The 19,897-nt window shown below is 69.1% G+C and carries 14 protein-coding genes; 6 read left to right on the top strand and 8 right to left on the bottom strand.

The window, feature by feature from the left end; all coding sequences use genetic code 11:
* Positions 1–80: 80 nt before the first annotated feature.
* Positions 81–1,751, bottom strand: coding sequence for a bifunctional phosphoribosylaminoimidazolecarboxamide formyltransferase/IMP cyclohydrolase (gene purH / locus P9849_RS03745; RefSeq protein ID WP_278268365.1), 1,671 nt, complete (start codon positions 1,749–1,751; stop codon positions 81–83).
* Between the two features lie 254 nt (positions 1,752–2,005).
* Here purH and P9849_RS03740 point away from each other — a divergent pair, with 254 nt between their 5' ends.
* The 4 genes from P9849_RS03740 to P9849_RS03725 all read left to right on the top strand — a co-directional run bounded on the left by P9849_RS03740 (position 2,006) and on the right by P9849_RS03725 (position 6,881).
* The gene (locus P9849_RS03740) at positions 2,006–3,076 is read left to right on the top strand and encodes a BadF/BadG/BcrA/BcrD ATPase family protein (RefSeq protein ID WP_278268364.1); all 1,071 of its coding nucleotides are present in this window, start codon (positions 2,006–2,008) and stop codon (positions 3,074–3,076) included.
* Entirely contained in the window at positions 3,060–4,004 is a 945-nt protein-coding gene (gene murQ, locus P9849_RS03735) for an N-acetylmuramic acid 6-phosphate etherase (protein ID WP_278268363.1), read from the top strand. The genes P9849_RS03740 and murQ overlap by 17 nt, the downstream gene beginning before the upstream one ends.
* A 508-nt stretch (positions 4,005–4,512) precedes the next feature.
* Positions 4,513–5,478, top strand: a complete 966-nt coding sequence (locus P9849_RS03730; RefSeq protein ID WP_278268362.1) for a hypothetical protein — start codon at positions 4,513–4,515, stop codon at positions 5,476–5,478.
* Positions 5,479–5,528: 50 nt separating this feature from the next.
* Complete coding sequence (locus P9849_RS03725; protein WP_278268361.1) at positions 5,529–6,881, top strand: MFS transporter; 1,353 nt, start codon at positions 5,529–5,531, stop codon at positions 6,879–6,881.
* Between the two features lie 81 nt (positions 6,882–6,962).
* Here the strand turns inward: P9849_RS03725 and P9849_RS03720 are convergent, their stop codons facing one another.
* The 4 genes from P9849_RS03720 to P9849_RS03705 all read right to left on the bottom strand — a co-directional run bounded on the left by P9849_RS03720 (position 6,963) and on the right by P9849_RS03705 (position 13,027).
* The gene (locus P9849_RS03720; protein WP_278268360.1) at positions 6,963–9,572 is read right to left on the bottom strand and encodes a phosphatidylglycerol lysyltransferase domain-containing protein; all 2,610 of its coding nucleotides are present in this window, start codon (positions 9,570–9,572) and stop codon (positions 6,963–6,965) included.
* Between the two features lie 54 nt (positions 9,573–9,626).
* Entirely contained in the window at positions 9,627–10,934 is a 1,308-nt protein-coding gene (locus P9849_RS03715; protein ID WP_278268359.1) for an alpha/beta hydrolase-fold protein, read from the bottom strand.
* A gap of 83 nt (positions 10,935–11,017) precedes the next feature.
* Positions 11,018–11,590 (bottom strand): phosphoribosylglycinamide formyltransferase, encoded by a 573-nt coding sequence (purN, locus tag P9849_RS03710; protein ID WP_278268358.1) that lies wholly within the window; start codon positions 11,588–11,590, stop codon positions 11,018–11,020.
* A 75-nt stretch (positions 11,591–11,665) separates the two neighbouring features.
* Complete coding sequence (locus tag P9849_RS03705; RefSeq protein ID WP_278268357.1) at positions 11,666–13,027, bottom strand: DUF6350 family protein; 1,362 nt, start codon at positions 13,025–13,027, stop codon at positions 11,666–11,668.
* Positions 13,028–13,174: 147 nt separating this feature from the next.
* Between P9849_RS03705 and P9849_RS03700 the strand changes: the two genes are divergently transcribed.
* Positions 13,175–14,464, top strand: coding sequence for a glycosyltransferase family 1 protein (locus P9849_RS03700; protein ID WP_278268356.1), 1,290 nt, complete (start codon positions 13,175–13,177; stop codon positions 14,462–14,464).
* A gap of 41 nt (positions 14,465–14,505) precedes the next feature.
* Positions 14,506–15,861, top strand: coding sequence for a UDP-glucose/GDP-mannose dehydrogenase family protein (locus tag P9849_RS03695; protein WP_278268355.1), 1,356 nt, complete (start codon positions 14,506–14,508; stop codon positions 15,859–15,861).
* Between the two features lie 358 nt (positions 15,862–16,219).
* Here P9849_RS03695 and P9849_RS03690 read toward each other — a convergent pair whose 3' ends face one another.
* The 3 genes from P9849_RS03690 to P9849_RS03680 form a co-directional block, all read right to left on the bottom strand.
* Entirely contained in the window at positions 16,220–16,423 is a 204-nt protein-coding gene (locus P9849_RS03690; protein ID WP_066214383.1) for a cold-shock protein, read from the bottom strand.
* A 493-nt stretch (positions 16,424–16,916) separates the two neighbouring features.
* On the bottom strand, positions 16,917–17,660 hold the full coding sequence (locus P9849_RS03685) for a copper homeostasis protein CutC (protein WP_278268354.1): 744 nt from the start codon (positions 17,658–17,660) through the stop codon (positions 16,917–16,919).
* 259 nt (positions 17,661–17,919) lie between these two features.
* Entirely contained in the window at positions 17,920–19,848 is a 1,929-nt protein-coding gene (locus tag P9849_RS03680) for an ABC transporter ATP-binding protein (RefSeq protein ID WP_278269082.1), read from the bottom strand.
* Positions 19,849–19,897: the final 49 nt, after the last annotated feature.

Below are 19,897 nucleotides of genomic sequence, written 5' to 3'. Positions count from 1 at the left end.
CTAGCTGGCCTGCGGAGAGCCGGGTCGAGCACTGCGGCAGAGGACGACGGCGGCGCGCGGCCGCCGTCGCCCTCTCGCCGTCAGTGGAAGAAGTGGCGCGAACCGGTGAAGTACATGGTCACGCCGGCCGCCTGGGCCGCCTCGATGACCTCTTCGTCACGCACCGAACCGCCGGGCTGGACCACCGCGCGGACACCGGCGGCCAGCAGGATCTGCAGACCGTCGGCGAAGGGGAAGAAGGCGTCGGAGGCGGCCACGGCGCCACGGGCGCGCTCGGGTGCCTCGGCGGCGGTCACGTTGGAGGCGCCACCCGCGGCGTCCACCGTGGATTCGACCGCCACACCGAGCGTGTTCGCGCGCTCGACGGCCAGACGGCAGGAGTCCACGCGGTTGACCTGGCCCATGCCGATGCCGACCGTGCCGCCGTCGCGGGCGAGCAGGATGGCGTTGGACTTGGCGGCCCGGACCGCGCGCCAGGCGAAGACCAGCTCGGCGAGCGTCTTCTCGTCCGCGGCCTCACCGCTGGCGAGGGTCCAGTTCGCGGGATCGTCGCCGTCGGCGTCGATCACATCGGACATCTGGACGAGCATGCCACCGGAGACCTGGCGCAGTTCCGCCGGGTAGCGGCCGTAGCCGTCCGGCAGAGCCAGGAGTCGGATGTTCTTCTTCTTGGAGAGGATCTCCACGGCCTCCGGATCGAAGGACGGCGCGATGACGACCTCGGTGAAGATCCCGGCCAGGGTTTCGGCCATGCCCTTGGAGACGGCGCGGTTGGCCGCGACGACCCCACCGTACGCGGAGACGGGGTCGCAGGCGTGCGCCTTGCGGTGGGCGTCGGCGATGGGGTCCTCGGCGCCCGGGGTCGCCACGGCGACACCGCACGGGTTGGCGTGCTTGATGATGGCCACGGCCGGCTCGGCGAAGTCGAAGGCGGCGCGCAGTGCGGCGTCGGCGTCCACGAAGTTGTTGTAGCTCATGGCCTTGCCGTGCAGCTGGTCGGCCTGGGCGATGCCGGCCGGGGCGGCCTTGTCCACGTAGAGGGCGGCCTGCTGGTGCGGGTTCTCGCCGTAGCGGAGCACCTCGGAGCGCTCGAGCGAGACGCCGGCGTAGGCGGGCCAGTCGATGACGCCGTCGCCGTCCTCGTCCAGGAACTGCGTGGCGGTCCAGCTGGCCACGGCGTTGTCGTAGCTGGCGGTGTGGGCGAAGGCGCGAGCCGCCAGGACGCGGCGCTGCTTGAGGCTGAAGCCGCCTTCGGCCGCAGCGGCGATCACCTGCGGGTAGAAGCCGGGATCCGTCACGATCGCGACGGCGGCGTGGTTCTTCGCGGCGGAGCGCACCATGGCGGGGCCTCCGATGTCGATCTGCTCGACCACGTCATCGAGGGCGGCGCCGGACTTGACCGTCTCGACGAAGGGGTAGAGGTTCACGACCACCAGATCGAAGGTCTCGATCTCCATCTCGGTCAGGGTGTCCATGTGGGCCGGGACGCGGCGGTCGGCCAGGATGCCGCCGTGGATGCGTGGGTGGAGGGTCTTGACCCGTCCGTCCAGCATCTCCGGGGAGCCGGTGACCTGCTCCACCTCGGTGACGGGGATGCCGAGGGCCGCGATCTTCTTGGCGGTGGAGCCGGTGGAGACCAGTGCCACCCCTGCGGCGTGCAGGCCGCGGGCCAGATCCTCCAGACCGGTCTTGTCATAGACCGAGATCAGGGCCCGGCGGATGGGAACACGGTCAAGCTGCGTGACGGACACGAATGGCACTCCAAAGTGGCACGGATTCGGCGTACGCAGCCAGCACGGGCCCACGCACGGCGACATCGATTGGCGGGATGAGGCCATTTTATCGCGCGGGACGGTCGATCCCTACCGCGTGACCCGAGGGCCCCACGCAGGGCGGAGAATGATTGAAGATGGCGCATCGAGGCCTCTTTCGATCTTGTTCACACAGGCACTGTGGTTCTTAATAGGCTGTTGCACGCGCGTGAGCGGCACTAGTGTGGGTGTGCATGACAGTCTTTCCGGACCAGAGCGACCTTCAGGACCTCTCGTCCTCCCGCCTGCCGGGACATCTGCCTTCCGACTCCGCCGCGCTCTCGGCCCAGCCGGTCGTCGAATCGGGGCCCGTGCTGATCGCCGACATCGGCAAGAGCCGCTGCCGCCTGGAGCTCCGGAGCCACCCGACCGAAGGTTCCGAGGTCCTCGCCTCCACCGTCCTGGAGGGGTTCCCCGGACTGGCCACGGCCGGCGGGGTCAACAACGCCTTCCTCATGATCACGGACGGTTCCGCGCATCTGCGCATCTCCGACACGGAAGGCACGCCGCTCCCCCGGCCCAGCGGCATCGGCGCCGCCATCGCGGGGGTCGCCTCGGATGAGGCCGGATCCCGCGAACTCGCCCACCGGCTGGCCGGGCACTTCTCCGTCCCGGCTGCGGTCATCTCGGACGCCACCGCCGCCCATCTGGGCGCCTTCGGGTCCTCCCCGGGCGCGGCCGTGATCATCGGCACCGGCGCGGTCGTCTTCCGCTTCGACGGCGAGGGCACGCTGCACCGCGCCGACGGCTGGGGGCCGCTCCTCGGCGACCGGGGCAGCGGCCGCTGGATCGGGCAGGAAGGCCTCTCCGCCGTGCTCCAGGAGCTCGACGGCGGCCCCGCCACCCTCCTCTCCGACCCGGACGGCCTGCCCGTCCCCGTTCTCGACCTGCCCGGCTGGCTCGGCTCCGTGAGCAACCCGTACCGCGCCATGGGGTCCTTCACGCCCCGCGTCCTCGACGCCGCCACGGCGGGTGACGCGGTCGCGCTCGGCATCGTGGACCGCGCGTGCGCCCACGTCGCCCGGTCCGTGGGACGGGCCCTCGCCTCCGGACCGCCCACCCATGCCGGGGATCCTTCCCGTCGCGTCGCCCTGCTGGGCGGCGTGAGCGAGTCGCCCCTGTTCCGGGACCGCCTCACCTCGGCCCTCAAGAGCATCCAGGCCACCGTCGTCCCGGCGCTCGGGACCGGCCTCGACGGCGCCGCGCTCGCCACCCAGCCGGATCTCCTCCAGGAAAGGTACATCTACCGTGACCAGCCAGCCTGAATCCCAGGATTCCCTCGCGGAACTCCGCGCCCAGCTCCAGGGCCTGTCCACGGAGGCGGCCAATCCTGAGCTGAGTTCCATCGACACCATGACCACGGCGGAGCTCGTCACGGCGATGAACGGCCAGGACGCCCTCGTGGCCGGCGCCGTGGAGCGCGAGCTGGGCTCGGTGGCCGCCGCCGTCGACGGGGTGTACGCCAAGCTCGCCGCCGGCGGACGGCTGATCTACATCGGCGCGGGCACCGCCGGACGCGTCGGCGTCCTGGACGCCAGCGAGTGCCCTCCCACGTACGGCACGGATCCGGACATGGTGGTGGGCGTGATCGCGGGCGGCCCCCGCGCCATCCGTGAGGCGGTCGAGAACGCGGAGGACGACGCCGAAGCCGGCGCCGCTGATCTGGCGGCCCTCTCGGTGGGTGCCGGGGACGCCGTGGTCGGCATTTCCGCGTCGGGCCGGACCCCCTATGTGGTCGGCGCGCTGGAGGCCGCACGGGCCGCGGGCGCGTTCACGGTGGGCCTGGCCTGCAACCGGAACTCGGTCATCGGCGCCACCGCGGAGGTGGCGATCGACGTCGAGGTCGGGCCGGAATTCGTGGCGGGGTCCACCCGGCTGAAGTCCGGCACCGCCCAGAAGCTCGTGGTCAATATGATCAGCACCCTGAGCATGGTCAAGCTCGGCAAGACCTACGGCAACATGATGGTGGACCTCCAGGCCACCAACGCCAAGCTCCGCGCCCGGTCCCAGCGGACCGTGCTGCAGGCCACCGGCTGCTCGGTGGAGGAGGCGTCCCAGGCGCTGGACGCCGCCGGTGGATCGGTGAAGCTGGCCATCCTCATGGTGCTGACCGGGGTCGACGCCGACGCCGGCCGGGCAGCGCTGGACGCCACCGGCGGTCGGCTCCGCCAGGCCGTCGCGCAGGCCTCCTGAGGCCCGGCCACCGATGGACAGGTCTGTGGTTGGCGGGGTTCCGGAAGACAGCGTTTCAGAGGACGAGGTTCCGGAAGACGGGGTTCAGGAAGACCGGGTTTCGCAGGACGGGGTTTCGCAAGACGGAGTTTCAGAGGACGAGGTTTCAGAGGACGGGGTTCAGGGTGCGGGGGCTCAGGACGTAGGAGCTCCGACTGACGGGGCGCCTGTGTTCGGGGCGCCTGTGTTCGAGACGCCGGCGTCTGAAGCCCCGCCGTTCAGTGCCCAACCGTTCGATTCCCAGCCGCCCGCCGACGCGGGCGCCTACACCCCGTCCCCGGCGCAGGCCGGGGCCGTGGCACCCCCTGCCTACGGACAGATGGCCGGCGGCCACGCGCCGTCGTACGCTCCCGGGGCACCTCCTGCCTACGGACAGATGGCACCCGGCCCGGTGCCGTCGCATGGGCCCTTATCCCCGCCCACGCCGCCTCCCGCGCCGCGGAAGAAGCGCACCGGGTGGCTCGTCGCGGTGCTTGCGATCTGTGTGCTGGGTCTGCTCGCCGTCGGCGTGGCCGTCCTCCGCCCGGCGATCACCGCCGCTCCGGCAGCCTCCGCACCGCCCCGGTTCGTCATGGCGGAGCTGCCCGGCTACGACGCCGCCGTGTCGGAGACCCGCAACACCATCAACCGCTACGTTCTCGCCGCCAAGACCGACAAGCCAGGGTTCCTCCTGCCCGGCACCCCGGCGGGACGGGCCTACGTCCTGGAGTTCCAGGCGGACCTCGCCGAGCGGTTCGCCACCCTGCAGAAGATGGGCGAGCGCACGAGCGCGGACCGGGCCGTCCTGCGCAAGGATCTGAACGCCCTGCTCGGGACGGTGCGGACGCTCGAGAAGAACTACCTCGCCCAGGCTCCCCTGGGCCGCAAGGGCCAGTTCAAGGATCCGTCCACCGGCAAGACACACCCGTTCACGGGTGCGGCGTCGCCGAAGGCGGAGAACGCGCGGCTCGAGGCGCTCGCACGGACGTTCGTCGGGGAACCGGATGCGGAAGGTTCCTACATCCCGTCGGCCGAGCAGCTCGTGCGGAGCTTCGGGCTCTCGGTGAACTGGGACTTCGCCCAGCTGACGAAGAGCTGTCCGAGCACCAAGAAGAACGATCCGGACGTCGTCGCGGCCTTCTGCACGGCTGCGCCCCGCCTGATCTACGGCAACCGGGAGACCACCGGCGCGGCTGTGGTGTTCTACTCCCCCGTGGTGGTGAGCGTGATGAAGCACGAACTGTCCCACTACCGGATCACCCAGATCTGCGGGACACCGGTCCCTTCCCGGGCGGGCGACTCGGTGGAGGCCGTGACCAACTCGTACGCCGTGCTGTTCCTCGGCGCGTCGTACGATGATCTCCAGCCGTTCGACGGCAGCCCCCACCCGGAATACCGGATGACGCCCCAGAGTGACGCCATCGCCAAGAAGCTCCACGCCGGCAGCTGCTCCTGAGCGACGGGCCACGGTGCGGCCGGACGCATGAAGGAGCACCGAAGGAGATCATGAACAGCCACTCCACCGTCCCCCGCGGCGATGTGCTCATCCAGGATCTGCCCTGGCGCTGGCGCGTGCAGGGCAGGATCTTCCTCATCGGCGGGCTCGGCTTCATGTTCGACGCCTGGGACGTCACCCTCAACGGCATCCTCATCCCCCTGGTCGGGAAGGAATGGGGTCTCGGTCCGGCGGACGCCGCCTGGGTCGGGACGGCGAACCTGGTGGGCATGGCCCTGGGCGCTTTCCTCTGGGGCACCATCGCGGACACGCTGGGCCGGAAGAAGGCCTTCACGGCCACGCTCCTGATGTTCTCCCTCTTCACGGTGGCCGGCGCGCTGGCCCCGGACTTCGCCTGGTTCTGTGCGTTCCGCTTCCTGGCCGGTTTCGGGCTGGGCGGCTGCATCCCGGTCGACTACGCGCTCGTGGGAGAGTTCACGCCCACCAGGCATCGTGGCCGGGTGCTCACCGCGATGGACGCCTGGTGGCCGTTGGGCGCGGCGCTGTGCGGAGTGATCTCCGCGTGGCTCGTGGGCACCTGGCACGACTGGCGGCTCACCATGCTGGTCATGGTCCTCCCCGCGTTCCTGGTGTTCTGGATCCGGCGCGGGGTGCCGGAATCCCCGCTCTACCTCGTGAACAAGGGACGCAACCGGGAGGCGGCCGCGGTCATCGACCGGCTGGTGCGGGACACCGGCGCCCCGGCACGCCCTTACACCCTGCCCGAAGCGCGGCCGCTCCCCCGCCTCACCGCCCGCGGCGTGTGGGACCAGCTCGCCGCACTCTGGCGGTTCGACTGGCGCATCACCGCCACGTCGTGGGCCCTCTTCCTGACGATCCTGCTGGTGTACTACCTCTCCCTGACGTGGATGCCCAAGATCCTGATCGGCGCTGGCTTCGCGGATTTCCGGGCCTTCCTCACGACCGCCGGAATGGCCGCCGTGGGCCTTCTAGGGGTGCTCGTGGCCGCGCTTCTGGTGGAACGGGTGGGCCGGCGCTGGATCCTGGGCGTCACCGGCCCGCTCTCCGGGCTGCTGCTGGTCGTGGTGTCGTTCTCGCTCGGCGACCCGGTGCTCGCGGTCCTGTGGCTCCTGGCCTTCGGTTTCGTCGTCCAGATCGCGATCCCCGTGCTGTACACCTACGTGTCCGAGCTGTACCCGACCTCCCTGCGAGCGAGCGGCTTCGGCTGGGCCTCCACCATCTCGCGGCTGGGCGCCGGATTCGGGCCGCTGCTCTTCGCCGGGTACTTCTGGCCGCAATGGGGGCTGGCGAACACCTTCCTCGCCGCGACGCTCCTCGTGGTGCTGGCAGTCGCGGCGATGGCGCGCGTCGCGCCGGAGACGGCCTCCCGGCAGCTGGGCTGACGGCTCACGGGGCCGACGGGTCACGGGGCTGCCACGACGACGGCGGCCGGCACGGTCCGTCGGCTGCCCGCCGCGGCGGGCTCAGTCCTTCCGGCCCAGACTCCTGGCCAGGGCCACGGCCTCGCGGGTCGAGACGTCGGGCAGATACGCCTTGCCCAGCGCCACCCCGATCCCCGGCAGCGCCAGCACGTCCTGGTACGCCATGGACAGCGTGACGTACTCGGGGTGGAACTTGGCCTTGAAACGGAACAGCGAACTGAAGCCGTACGCCGGTTCCAGGGTCCGGGACAGCCAGGCGAGGAAGGCGTCCATGCCGGCCACCTCCTCCGGCTCCTCGGCGCCGGGCGCGGTCGGCTTGGTGGCCAAGGGGGCGCCGGACAGGCTCATGTAGAGGCACCCCTCGTCCCGCATGTGCAGCGCCGCGGAGGCGATCAGGAACTCCATGACACCGTTGAACGACTCCGGCGAGCGCCGCATGAAGTCGAGCGTCCAGCCGATGATCTCGCCGTCCTGGTACATGGGCATCCAGGACGTCACGGCCTCGATCCGGCCGTCCTCGGCGAGGGCCAGCATGAGCTTGACTTCAGGGTCCCGGAGTTCGTCGAGCCCACCGAGGGTGAAGCCCATCTCCGGCAGTTCGCTCTCCGCGACCCACGCCTCGGAGATCGCGGCGATCTCCGAGGTGGCGGCGAACGGCAGCTCGGCCCAGGTGGTCCAGACCGTGGTCTTGCCCTCGCGGACGGCCTTGTTGAGCGCCGTGCGGACGCTCTGCCAGTGCTTGCCCTTCATCGTGAAGTCGGCCGTGTGGACGACGGTCTCCTCGCCCACGGACATGTGGTGCCAGCCGAGGTCCTCGAATACGGGCAGGTACTGCGGGTGGATCGAGTAGAACACCGGGGTCCAGTTGTGTTCGTCGCAGAACGCCAGATACTCCCGCAGGGTCTCCTCGGCTCGCTGCGGAGCGCAGACGGGGTCCCCCAGGGCGATCGCGTTGCCGTTCACCACCCGGTACGGAAGGGCGCCCTCGCCATCCTTCGTGAACCACGGGGTGTTGCCCTCCCAGGTTCCCATGTGGCCCAGCGAACCGCCGCCGTGGCGCCGCAGCAGCGCACGGAAGGCGTCGGCGTCGTGCGCCGTGGTCAGTCGGGGTGACCTCGAGAGGACCCACACCACGAGGCCCGCGAAGAACGCCCAGAAGACGGGTCCGCACCACTGATAGGCCCAGCTGACGGCGGAGTGCCGCGGCATGACGACGTGCGTGGGGCGCCCCACGAAGTGCGGCGGGATGAACCGGCGGGGTGCCTCCAGGATGACCTGCAGAGGGTTGGTGTGCGGCACGATCGCCGCGAGGTTGGCCAGCGCGGAGAGGATGTAGGCGGCGGTCAGCACGACGAATCCGGTGGCGAGGACCAGCCAGAATCGGCGCACCGCGCCGCGTGGCGCCCGGATGCCGAAGTGCTTCCGGGTGGCGACCAGCATGATCAGCGAGCCGACCGGCACCAGTGCCGCCGTGACCACCCAGATGACGAGCTCGGAGGCGTCGAACGGCCGGTGTGACCCCGAACCGCCCTGGGCGATCACGCGGACCACGCCGAACGAGCCCGGCGCGAAGAGCAGGATCGCGGAGTTGACGCTCACCGCCAGCCACCAGCCGAAACGGCGGCCGCGGTACAGGCCCCAGGCCGCGAGTCCCAGCAGGATGACCGGGACGAACGACATGACGTACATCCCCGGACCCTGTGACCCGAGCCGTGCCAGCTGTCGGATGCACTGCCGGGTGATCGGCATGTCGCCGCGGCAGACGGCAGTGAGAGTGGAGGGGTCGATCGGGTCGTTCATGAAGAGGTAGGACCCGAACGCGAACGGCGTCAGATCCGTGCTTCCGAGGAACGCCACGATCGGCCCGATCGCCGTGACGAGCACGACGGCGGCCACCAGGGTGCGCGTCTCGCGGTGGGAGCTGTGGGGCACCTTGACCGTGAGGGGCTTGCTGCGGGGAGCCAGAAGAACGCCGAGCGGCAGACCGATGAGGACCGCTACGAGGCGGTACAGGTCCTCCGGGTCGCCCGAGTACAGGACGAAGATCAGCATGAAGGCGAACAGGACCACCCGGATGCGGCGGCGCCAGAGCGGCCCCATCGAGGCCGTGGCGGCGGCGATCGCGCCGATCACCCCGGTGAGCGGATCCACCGTGATCGCGGTGGACGCCCCGGTGGACCACCATTCCCAGGTCAGGGTGCCGAGCCACTGCAGCAGCACGCCCAGGGTTCCGGCGATCAGACCCGTCACGAAGAAGGCGAGCGCCGCCTTCCGGGTGCCCATGGTCCGTTCGGCGAGGCCGAGGAGCAGCACCGAACCCAGGATCGCCACCACGGTGGCCGTGACGTCCTGCGGGATGAGCAGGGCGGACAGGGGCGTCCACCACTGACCGGCGTCCAGGGTCGTGTCCACGCCCAGACCCCAGGCGGCCTTGACCGCGTTGGAATCCCCATGGAGCACCGTCCAGCTGCGGATGCTGGTGGTCAGGAAGACCGCGGCCATGAGGAAGGAGAAGGGGATACGGCGGAAGAAGCCGTCGAGCCACTCCTTGGTGTTCCTCAGCCGGCCGGTGGGCGGCTGAGTCACGGCCTCCGCTGCGGCGCCCGCTCCGTGCGGGGCAGCCTCCGGCGCCGGTGGCTGCTCATCGTTCATGGTTCTCCGCCATTCTGGTGGTGGTGCTGTTCGGGGCGGTGATCAGGCTCCGGCTCATGACGGGGACAGCCCCCAGAGAGGATACAACGCGCTGAACGCCGCCGAGGCGCCCCCTTCGAAGGCCTTGCCCACATGTCCGGCCCCGGCCACGGAGAAGAAGTAGCTCTTGATCCCCACCTGGCGCGCGGTCGCCATCGAGCGGTGCGCCGCCGCCGTGTAGGCGGGGTCCTTGCTGCCGGCCGTGTAGACGGCGGTCATGTCCGTGTAGCGGCCATGTGCCAGCATGATGTTGCGCGGTTTCACGGCGTCGTACGCCGCCTGATTGCCGTTGAAGAACGTGGCCAGGGTCTGGGCGGGCTTCTCCGAGCCCTGGAATTCCTCACCGGACACGGAGATGAAACTGCCGAAGTCCTGCGGATACTTCGTGGCGAAGTAGCTGGCGCAGACACCGCCGTTTGAATAGCCCAGGAAACTCCAGTGCTTCCGGTCCTGCATGATGGGCAGATTGGCGCGTGCCCACGGCAGCACGTCCTTCATGACGTACGTCTCGACTTTGCCGAGCGGGCCGTCGAGGCACAGCGGATCCTGGGTGGGATCGCCCAGCTGGTCCACGATCAGGACAATCGGCGCCAGACCGTGGTGCTTCTTGGCGTACGCGTCGGCCACGTTACCGATGCCGATCGGGCTGGGGCTGCCCGGCTGGCCCATCATCATGAGGACGAAGGGCAGCAGTGGCGGATTCTTCACGCGTGCGGCCGGGGGAAGATACAGGCTCGCCCACCGGGCCGGGAACCCGGAGTGCCGGGCCGGGATCTGGACCGGAGTCTTGCCCCGGAGGCCCTGGGCGGGCATGCCGACAGGCGCCACCCAGGTCTTGTAGAGCGGTTCCTTCGGGTTGTACTCCCGCCAGTCCGCCTTCGGCGCGATGTGGACCGGGCTGGCGGTGTTGATGTTCAGCAGGGAGCCGAGCGTGGGATTCAGCCCGTACGACGCATTGATCTGGAAGGCCGCCGTCGCGACGAACACGAGCACCGAGATCACCGCGGTGACGCTGCGCCACCACCGGCCGCCGCGCAGGTTCACCACGGCCAGCAGGATCGCGGCCAGGGCCGCAGGGAACCAGAACCAGACGTCGGGAAGCAGAGGCTCACCGAAGGTGTTGTCCACGTAGACGCAGTACCAGAGGATGCCCAGCCCCAGGGCGGCGCCCACGGCCACGGCGGCCACGGCCAGCACGAACCACCGGAACCGCCACTTCTTCAGCAGCAGGAAAGCGAGCAGGACAAGGCTGATGACCGTCCAGAGAAGGAGGAAACTCGGGGTGATGATCACCGTGTCCAGCACCGGTTTCCAGAATTCCACGGCCACTCCTCAGCAGTCTGCAGCACGCTCCCTGTGAGCGGGCTTTGCAGTCGGTGACCGCTTCCCGTGTGGCGTGCGATTCTTTATAGCAAGCGAGACTGAACGATGTCTGACAGAGTGCTGATGAGTAGCCGACGTTCCACGAGCTTGATCCGTTCGTGCAGCGCCTCCTCGGTCTCGCCGTCCTCGATCGCGACGGCCTCCTGGGCGATGATGGGCCCGGTGTCGACCCCGGCGTCCGCCCAGTGCACCGTGCAGCCCGTGACTTTGACCCCGTAGGCGAGCGCGTCCCGGACGCCGTGCGCCCCGGGGAAAGCCGGAAGCAGTGCCGGGTGCGTGTTGAGGTAGCGTCCGCCGAACGTCTCGATGAACCGGGCCGAGACGATCCGCATGAAACCGGAGGAGACCACCACCTCGGGCTCATAACCCGCGACGACGCGCGTGAGTTCAGCATCCCACTCGGCGCGGGTGCCGTACCCGCGGAAGTCGACCACGAAGGTGTCGATCCCGGCGGCCCGGGCGCGTTCCAGCCCGTAGGCGTCCGCGCGGTCCGCTCCCACCGCGGCGATCTCGAGGTCGAGCTCCCCCGCCTGGACGGCGTCGATGACCGCCTGCAGATTGGACCCACTCCCTGACACCAGCACCACGATTCGCATGAGGTCCAGTTTAAGTCAGGGTCCGGCCAAAGCTTTCACGGTGACGGCAGCCGCTCCGCAGCGATCGGTGAGGTGTCAGTCGGCGCTCTTGCTGGCCGAGAAGGACTCGCGCGCGGAAGAGGTGCTCAGGGCGGAGGGCTCGTCGTCGTACCCGCTGAGCTGATGGCGTTCCAGCCACGGCGCCACCGAATGACCGATCACGACGCCGACCGCGACTTCGCAGCCGACGTACAGGGCCGTCTGCAGCGGCGGGGCGCCCAGGTGGCTGAGTCGTCCAAGGCCCAGTGAGCCGCTGGTCATCCAGGCGAGCACCAGCGTCACCGCACCCGTCACGGCGCCGACGGCGGCCGCCAGCACGAGCGTCGACGCCGGCATGGTGAACCAGCGGGCCTTGACCCGGATGGAGAGCCACTCGTCGAAGTGGTTCTCGCCTTCGCGCAGGAACCACCAGCCGGCGAGGATCCCTGCCAGGACGGGGACCAGGAGAGCCACCAGTCCAAGCGGCAAGGGACCCGTGGGCAGTGCTGCCAGGACCGGGACGGCCGGGACCGGGCCCACGGCGGTGCCGAGCGCTCCGGCCGTGGAGCCCACCCCGAGGGTGATCCCCGCGCCGCTGAGCCACGCCAGCGCGTACACCGTCAGATGGGGAAGATAACCGAGCTGCGCCAGAGTCAGTGCCGCCCCGCCGGGGATCCCGCCGCCCAGGCCCTCATAGACACTGACCACATCGGCCCAGTGCGCCACCAGGGTGATCGCGAGCATGAGCGCGGCGAGCGAGAGGGCGGCCATCGCCGCGAGGAAGCCCGCGCGGACGACGGTCCACAGGTAGGAGCCGGCCCAGCGTGAATGCTGGCTGGTCCGGGAGATCCAGTCCACGGCCTCCACGCCGATCAGCCGGGACCAGGACCGGGACTCACGCCGCGCTCCGAGCACCAGACCGAGGAACACGGGCAGCAGCGGGATGAGGGCCGCCTGCACCAGGTTGATCCGCACGTCCACCGTGCCGCAGACGAACGCGGTGGCGAAGGAGAACGCGCCGTACACCAGCAGCGCTCCGAGGGCCGCCTGCCAGAGCTGATCCGAGTAGGAGGCGCGTGCCAGGCGCTTGCCGGCGCGCCAGGAGAGCCCGAACGGGATCAGCGCCAGGCCCCACGGCAGGAGGGTCAGCGGTCCGCCCAGGTCCTGGGACGTGGCGTTCCCCGCGTAGAGGTGCACGCTGACCGGGACGCCGTGGATGAGGAGCCAGGCCTGCCCGGCCAGACGTGCCATGAAGTCGGGGCCGGTGGGACCGAATCCGCCGGTCGCCCACACCCAGAGGACGGGCAGCAGCACGAGCAGCGCGGAGATGATCGCGGCCTGGGCGGCCTCGAGCCCGCCTTGCAGCCACAAGGGCATGGGAAGGCCACGGTTTCCGCTCTGGTCTGCACGCAATTTCATCCCTTCCATCCTGCCACGCCGCGGGCTGAGCCGGTGTGAAGCGCCGACGTCGGACGGCCGGGTCCGGACTGCGCGTTAACCGAAGCTTTCCCTTCCGGCCAGCTCAGGGATGCGCCGCGGTCAGGAGCGGCGCGCACCGTGGAAAGCGTGAGGATCGCAATCGTGGCAGAGTCCTTCCTGCCCTTGATGAACGGTGTGACGCACTCGATCCTGAGGGTTCTGGATCATCTTCAGGAACGGGGCGACGACGTTCTGGTCATCGCCCCCTCCTCCGGCGCCGAGGATGCGCCCTCGCAGGTCTCCGGAGCGGCCGTCCACCGGCTGCCCGCGGTTCCCCTGGCCGGCTATACGAACGTCCGCGTGGCCCTGGGAGGTGTCAACCGGGTCAAGAGAATCCTTGCCGGTTTCGCCCCCGACGTGGTGCATCTCGCCTCCCCGTTCGTGCTCGGCTGGCGCGCGGTGCAGGCCGCGCAGCAGCTGGGGATCCCGACGGTCGCCGTGTACCAGACGGAAGTCCCCGGCTACGCGGCACGCTACGGGGTGCCGTTCCTGGAGAACTGGGCGTGGCAGCGCGTGGAGGACATCCATGTGCTCTCCTCCCGCACCCTGGCGCCGTCCACCTTCGCCAGGGACCAGCTGCAGGGCCGCGGCATCCCGCGGGTCCACCTGTGGCGGCGCGGCGTGGACACCCGGCGCTTCCATCCCTCCAAGCGCGACGACGCCTGGCGGCGCTCGGTGGCCCCTCACGGCGAGCGCATCATCGGCTTCGTCGGGCGCCTCGCAGTGGAGAAACAGGTGGAGGATCTGCAGGTTCTGGCGGACCTGCCCGGGACGCGGTTGGTGATCGTCGGCGAAGGGCCTCAGCGCGAGTCGCTCGAGAAGCTCCTGCCCGGCGCCGTCTTCACCGGATTCCAGGGCGGCGAAGACCTGGCCCGCCTCGTGGCGTCCTTCGACCTTTTCGTCCATCCCGGCGAATTCGAGACGTTCTGCCAGACCATCCAGGAGGCCATGGCCTCCGGAGTGCCCGTCGTGGCGACCGGCAGGGGCGGCCCTCTCGACCTCGTGGACAATTCCCGGACCGGCTGGCTGTACCAGCCGGGCGATCTCGCACAGCTCCGCGGGCATGCCGCCGATCTGCTGGGCGACGAGGTCAAGCGCAGGGCCTTCGCCCGCGCCGCGCTGCAGAGTGTGCAGGGCAGGACGTGGGAGGCGATCGGCCGAGAACTCGTGACGCACTACGAGGCCGCACTCGACGCCGGGGTCCCCCACCCGCCTGCCCCGACGCCCGCCCTGCGCGCGGCGGCCCGTGAAGGAGCGGTCCGGTCCTGGGCGCGCTCGCTCGTCGAACCGCCCGCGCCGTTCCGCAATCCACGGACACAGACGGCGCCGGCGCCGTGGGGGCCGCAGCGCATCGCATCATCCAAGAAGAACCGCTGAAAAGCACTGAGAAGCACGCTGAGAAGCAGAGGAGCCGGAACATGAAGATCTCCGTCATTGGCTGCGGATACCTGGGAGCCGTCCACGCCGCCACGCTGGCGTCCATGGGCCATCAGGTGGTGGGCATCGACACGGATCAGGCGAAGGTCCGTCAGCTCTCCCGCGGCCAGTCCCCCTTCTACGAACCCGGCCTCGATGAGCTGCTGCGTCACGGCACGGCGAACGGCTCGCTGACCTTCTCGTCGGATTTCTCCTCCGTGGCGGATTGCGAGGTGCACTTCCTCTGCGTCGGCACGCCGCAGTCGAAGACCGGCGAGGGCGCCGATCTCGGGTATCTGCTGTCCGCCACGCGCGAGGTGATCGCCCATGCTCCAGCCGGCTCGGTGCTGGCCGGCAAGTCCACGGTCCCAGTCGGGACGGTGGACATGCTGGGTGAGCTGGTCACGCAGGGTGAGGATCTGGTCCTGGCCTGGAATCCGGAGTTCCTGCGGCAGGGCACCGCGGTCAAGGATTCCCTCGTTCCGGACCGGCTGGTCTACGGGGTCGCGGGACGGAGCGGCGACACCGCGGTGCAGGCGCTCGACGAGGTCTACGCCCCTCTGCTCACGGCCGGCGTGCCCCGGCTCGTCTGCAGTTACGCGACCGCGGAGCTGATCAAGTCGGCGTCGAACGCCTATCTGGCCACCAAGCTCTCCTTCATCAACGCGATCGCCGAACTGTGCGACGCCGCGGGCGCCGACGTCGTCGAGCTCGCCTCCGCCATGGGCCTGGACCCCCGGATCGGCGCGCGGTACCTGCACGCCGGGCTCGGGTTCGGCGGCGGATGCCTGCCGAAGGACATCCGCAGCCTGCGGACCCAGGCCCGCAGCCTCGGGGTCTCCAGCCTGGAGGACTGGATGGGCACGGTCGACGGGATCAATCAGGCACAGCGCGTCCGGAGTGTCGAGGCTGCGGCCCGGCTCCTGGGCGGCTCGGTCGCAGGGCGGCAGATCACCGTCCTGGGCGCGTCCTTCAAGCCGGACACCGATGACATCCGCGACTCCCCCGCCATGGACGTCTCGGTCCGCCTGGCCGAGGCCGGCGCTCATGTCACGGTGACCGATCCTCGGGCCATCAACAACGCCTGGCTGCGGTTCCCCCAGCTGCGCTTCGAGCTCCGCCCGATGGCCGCGCTGGAAGGGGCCGAACTGGTGGTGCTCGCCACCGAGTGGGAGGAGTTCCGGGCGCTCGACCCGGTCCGCACCGCGTCGGTCGTGCGCCGCCGTCTTCTCCTGGACACCCGCAACGCCCTCGACGCGGCCCAGTGGTCGGAGGCCGGGTGGACCGTGCACGGCCTCGGCGTGCGACCGCGGCTGGCCGGCGCGGGCACCGGAGCGGTCAGCCCCGTCTTGTCCTGAGCTGAGAACGCGACGCCGGGCCGGGCCAGGTCGGGTCGGGTCGGGACGGGTCTGGGCTGAGCCCAGCTGGCCTGGCCGGGCCGGGCCAGGCTGGCCTGGGCCTCGCGGGCGGGCGGGTCGGCTGGGACTGACGATCGACCGGCGGGCGTCAGGGCCGGCTGCACGGGTCTGGCGTCGGCGAAACGGTGGGCACCCACGGCCGCGGGGCGAGGGTGGCGAGGCGGCGACGACCCGCATGGTCCCTCAACCCGATGCGCTCCACCGCGGGCACGCGAAAGGGCCGGTCGCTTTCGCGACCGGCCCTTTCAAAGTTCTAAGAGTGCCCTGCCCTGATCGGCATCGGGCTCTTCGGAGAACCTCAGATAGCGGTGATGTTCACGGCCTGGGGACCCTTGGGACCCTGCTCGATGTCGAACGACACGCGCTGGTTCTCCTCGAGAGAACGGTAGCCGTTGCTGTTGATTGCGGAGTAGTGCGCGAACACATCCTGGGAACCATCCTCAGGTGCAATGAAGCCGAAGCCCTTTTCCGCGTTGAACCACTTGACGCTGCCTGTTGCCATGTCTTTCTTACTTTCCTTACTGAAGGTTTACGGATCCCCGGTATATGAGACCCGGCGAGTGGATGCTTCAACCATGCTTCAGAAAGATGGGCGAGGACGCCACGGTACTACCTGAACTGCTGAGTGCCAAACACTTCGACCGTTCCAGTTTACAGGTAGTGACTCGGATTTCCATAGGCTTTTGTGAAAATCTTCGTGACCCGCAAACGTCCAACGATTCTTCGGCGAGTCGTCGCAAAACCGCGACATTTGGCGACATACAACCGCGATCGATGAAAGCTTCGGCGGAAACCGCCGCCAGTCCGCGGCCGGATCCACCCTCGACCGGTCGCAGGCGGAGGCGGATCACAGGGCGAAACTTGAGATCTCAAGCATTGAAGTGTCAATCAAGCGAGGATTGTGACCCAGCGTGGGAATTCCTGTCATAATCCGTCATGCGCCGCGTCGGACGGCCCGGGTTACAGCTGCCGGTCGCGGTTGCCGATGGCTGCGATCAGCTGTCGATCGCCTGTCGGGCCGCCCGGACCACGGCGGCGTCGGTCACCAGGTAGGCCGTCGGATCCGCACCGTCCGCGGCGCCCAGGGACACCGAGTCCCCCTGGGCGGTCGAGATCACCTTCTTGGCGGAGAGGTGGACGGCATCCAGCCCTGCGGCCCGCACCGCCGGGATGTCCTCCAAGGACAGGCCGCCACCGGCCATGATCTGGATCCGGTCCTGCCCGTGGCGACGCATCTTCCCGAGTTGCTGGAGGCCTGCCGCGACCGTCGCGTGCTGCCCCGACGACAGCACCCTCGTGAATCCCAGGTCGATCACGGTGTCCAGCGCGCGCTCCGCGTCCTGGACCTGGTCGATCGCCCGGTGGAGCGTCAGCTCGGCGTCATCGCGGACCTCACGGGCGGCTGTCGACAAACGCAGAAGCGCCTCGCGGTCGACCTCGCCGTCGGTCGTCAAGGCTCCGACCACCACACCTGAGGCGCCCTGACCCAGGAGCGCCCGGATCTCGCGTTCCATGAGACTCAGCTCGTCAGCGGAATACAGGAAGTCACCGGGACGGCACCGGATGAGCGGGTGGACCTCCACCGATCCCCCGGCCGCCTCCATGCCAGCCTCCATGAGGCCCTGAGAGGGGGTCAGTCCCCCGAGTTCCAGAGCCGTGGTCAGCTCGACCCGGTCTGCTCCCTCGTTGGCGGCGATCGCCACTCCGCTGGGCGAGGTGACGGCGATCTCAAGCAACATGCGATTCCCCTGTTGTTCCTGTGTTTCGTGGTTCCGGCGTTCTGGGTTTCCGGTGTTCCGGGTTTCGTGATCCCAGTGTTTCGTGGATCCGGCGTTGCGCGGGCACCCGGCTCGCGGTTCGCCCGGTACCCGGGCCTGCGAGGAGAGCCGGCCCGCGAAACGGTTCAATCGCGAAGAGTGCCGTGCCCCGGCGTCGTGCGGATCAACTGACCTGCGCGACGCCGGGGCGATGACGTCCTGCTGTCGACTCTCTGCCTGCTTACTCTCCGGCGCCGACCGGCGCGGGCTCTTCCTCCTCCTCGATGCCACCTGCGAACTGCGACATGTAGAGGCGGTAGTACGCACCCTCACTGGCGAGGAGCTGGGCGTGGTTGCCCTGCTCCACGATGCGGCCGTCCTCCATCACCAGGATGGTGTCGGCGTCGCGGATCGTCGAGAGACGGTGAGCGATCACGAAGCTGGTCCGGTCGGTCCGCAGGGCGGCCATGGCCTTCTGCAGCAACAGCTCGGTGCGGGTGTCGACGGAGCTCGTGGCCTCGTCGAGGATGAGCAGCGACGGATCGGACACGAAGGCCCGGGCGATCGTGATGAGCTGCTTCTCACCCGCCGAGACGTTGTTGCCCTCCTCGTCGATCACGGTCTCGTACCCGTCCGGGAGGGCCCGCACGAAACGGTCCACGAACGTGGCCTTCGCCGCCGCCATGATCTGGTCCTCGGTGGCGTCGAGGTTTCCGTAGCGGATGTTCTCGTAAATGGTGCCTCCGAAGAGCCACGCATCCTGGAGGACCATGCCGATCTTGGAGCGGAGTTCCGCCCGGCTGAGGTGCGTGATGTCCACCCCGTCCAGCGTGATCCGTCCGGAGTTCAGCTCGTAGAAGCGCATGACCAGGTTCACCAGGGTGGTCTTGCCCGCACCCGTCGGACCCACGATGGCCACGGTGTGGCCGGGTTCGGCGGTGAAGGAGAGGTCCTCGATGAGCGGCTTGTCCGGCGTGTAGCTGAAGCTGACGTTCTGGAACTCCACATGGCCGTCCGTCTTGGCCGGGAGATGCTCCGTGGCGGTCTCCTCGTCCTGCTCGTCGGCGTCGAGGAACTCGAATACGCGCTCCGCGGACGCCACACCGGACTGGAGCATGTTCGCCATGCCGGCGATCTGGCCCAGCGGCTGGCTGAACTCGCGGGAGTACTGGATGAAGGCGGTGGCATCACCCAGCGACATCTGGCCGGCGGCGACCCGGAGACCACCCACGACCGCGATGCCCACGTAGCTCAGGTAGGAGATGAACTGCATGACCGGGAAGATCATGCCGGACACGAACTGAGCGCCGAACGCCGCCTTGTTCAGCGACTCGTTCTTCTCATCGAAGCGCTCGAGCATGTCCTGCTCGCGACCGAAGATCCGCACGAGATCGTGACCGGAGAAGGACTCCTCGATCTGGCCGTTCAGGTCACCCGTGTTCTTCCACTGCGCGGCGAACAGCTTCTGGCTGCGGCTGCCGATCACACCGGCGGCGATGCCGGACAGCGGCAGCGCGATCAGGGCGATCAGGGCGAGCTGCCAGGAGACCACGAACATCATGACCGCGATGCCGAGCACGGTCAGCACGGAGGACACCAGCTGGGAGAACGCTTGCTGGAGACCCTGCTGGACGTTGTCGACGTCGTTGGTCACGCGGGACAGGATGTCGCCGCGCTGCCGGGTGTCGAAGTAGTTCAGCGGAAGCCGGTTGAGCTTGGCCTCCGTGTCGTCACGCAGGCGGCGGACCACCTTCATGACGATCCGGTTCAGGATGTATCCCTGAGCCCACAGGAACAGGTTCGCCGCGAAGTACATGAGCAGCACCGAGGCGATCAGGAAGCTCAGTTGCTGGAAGTCGATGCCCTGGCCCGGGACAAGATCCATCTTGGACACCATGTCCGCGAAGTTGTTCTGTCCCGATGCCCGCAGACCCTGGACCACCTGGTCCTTGGTCACGTCCGCCGGAAGGGGCTTGCCGATCACGCCCGCGAAGATGACGTCCATGGCCTTGCCGAGCACCTTGGGCGCGATCACGTTGAGCACGACCGAGATGATCACGAGGACCACCACGAACCAGACTCCCGCGGCCTCCGGCTTCAGCAGGCCGAAGAGGCGCTTCGCGCTGGGCCAGAAGTTCTTGGCCTTCTTGGCCGGCACGTCGCCGAACATGCCGCCGTCGGCCTCGGTGGGCTGGTACTCCTGCTCCTCGATCCCGTCA

This window comes from Arthrobacter sp. Y-9, assembly GCF_029690065.1.
In the GTDB taxonomy this organism is placed as follows: domain Bacteria; phylum Actinomycetota; class Actinomycetes; order Actinomycetales; family Micrococcaceae; genus Arthrobacter_E.
The sequence above is the reverse complement of the archived record's forward strand: the minus strand, read 5'-3'. Positions and strand labels throughout refer to the sequence as shown.

Excerpts from the sequence above, each read along its gene's own strand:
- P9849_RS03680 (WP_278269082.1), bottom strand. The coding sequence starts at position 19,848 with ATGTTCGGCGACGTGCCGGCCAAGAAGGCCAAGAACTTCTGGCCCAGC.
- P9849_RS03720 (WP_278268360.1), bottom strand. The coding sequence starts at position 9,572 with ATGAACGATGAGCAGCCACCGGCGCCGGAGGCTGCCCCGCACGGAGCG.
- purN (WP_278268358.1), bottom strand. The coding sequence starts at position 11,590 with ATGCGAATCGTGGTGCTGGTGTCAGGGAGTGGGTCCAATCTGCAGGCG.
- P9849_RS03690 (WP_066214383.1), bottom strand. The coding sequence starts at position 16,423 with ATGGCAACAGGCAGCGTCAAGTGGTTCAACGCGGAAAAGGGCTTCGGC.
- P9849_RS03685 (WP_278268354.1), bottom strand. The coding sequence starts at position 17,660 with ATGTTGCTTGAGATCGCCGTCACCTCGCCCAGCGGAGTGGCGATCGCC.
- P9849_RS03695 (WP_278268355.1), top strand. The coding sequence starts at position 14,506 with ATGAAGATCTCCGTCATTGGCTGCGGATACCTGGGAGCCGTCCACGCC.
- P9849_RS03705 (WP_278268357.1), bottom strand. The coding sequence starts at position 13,027 with ATGAAATTGCGTGCAGACCAGAGCGGAAACCGTGGCCTTCCCATGCCC.
- P9849_RS03740 (WP_278268364.1), top strand. The coding sequence starts at position 2,006 with ATGACAGTCTTTCCGGACCAGAGCGACCTTCAGGACCTCTCGTCCTCC.
- P9849_RS03725 (WP_278268361.1), top strand. The coding sequence starts at position 5,529 with ATGAACAGCCACTCCACCGTCCCCCGCGGCGATGTGCTCATCCAGGAT.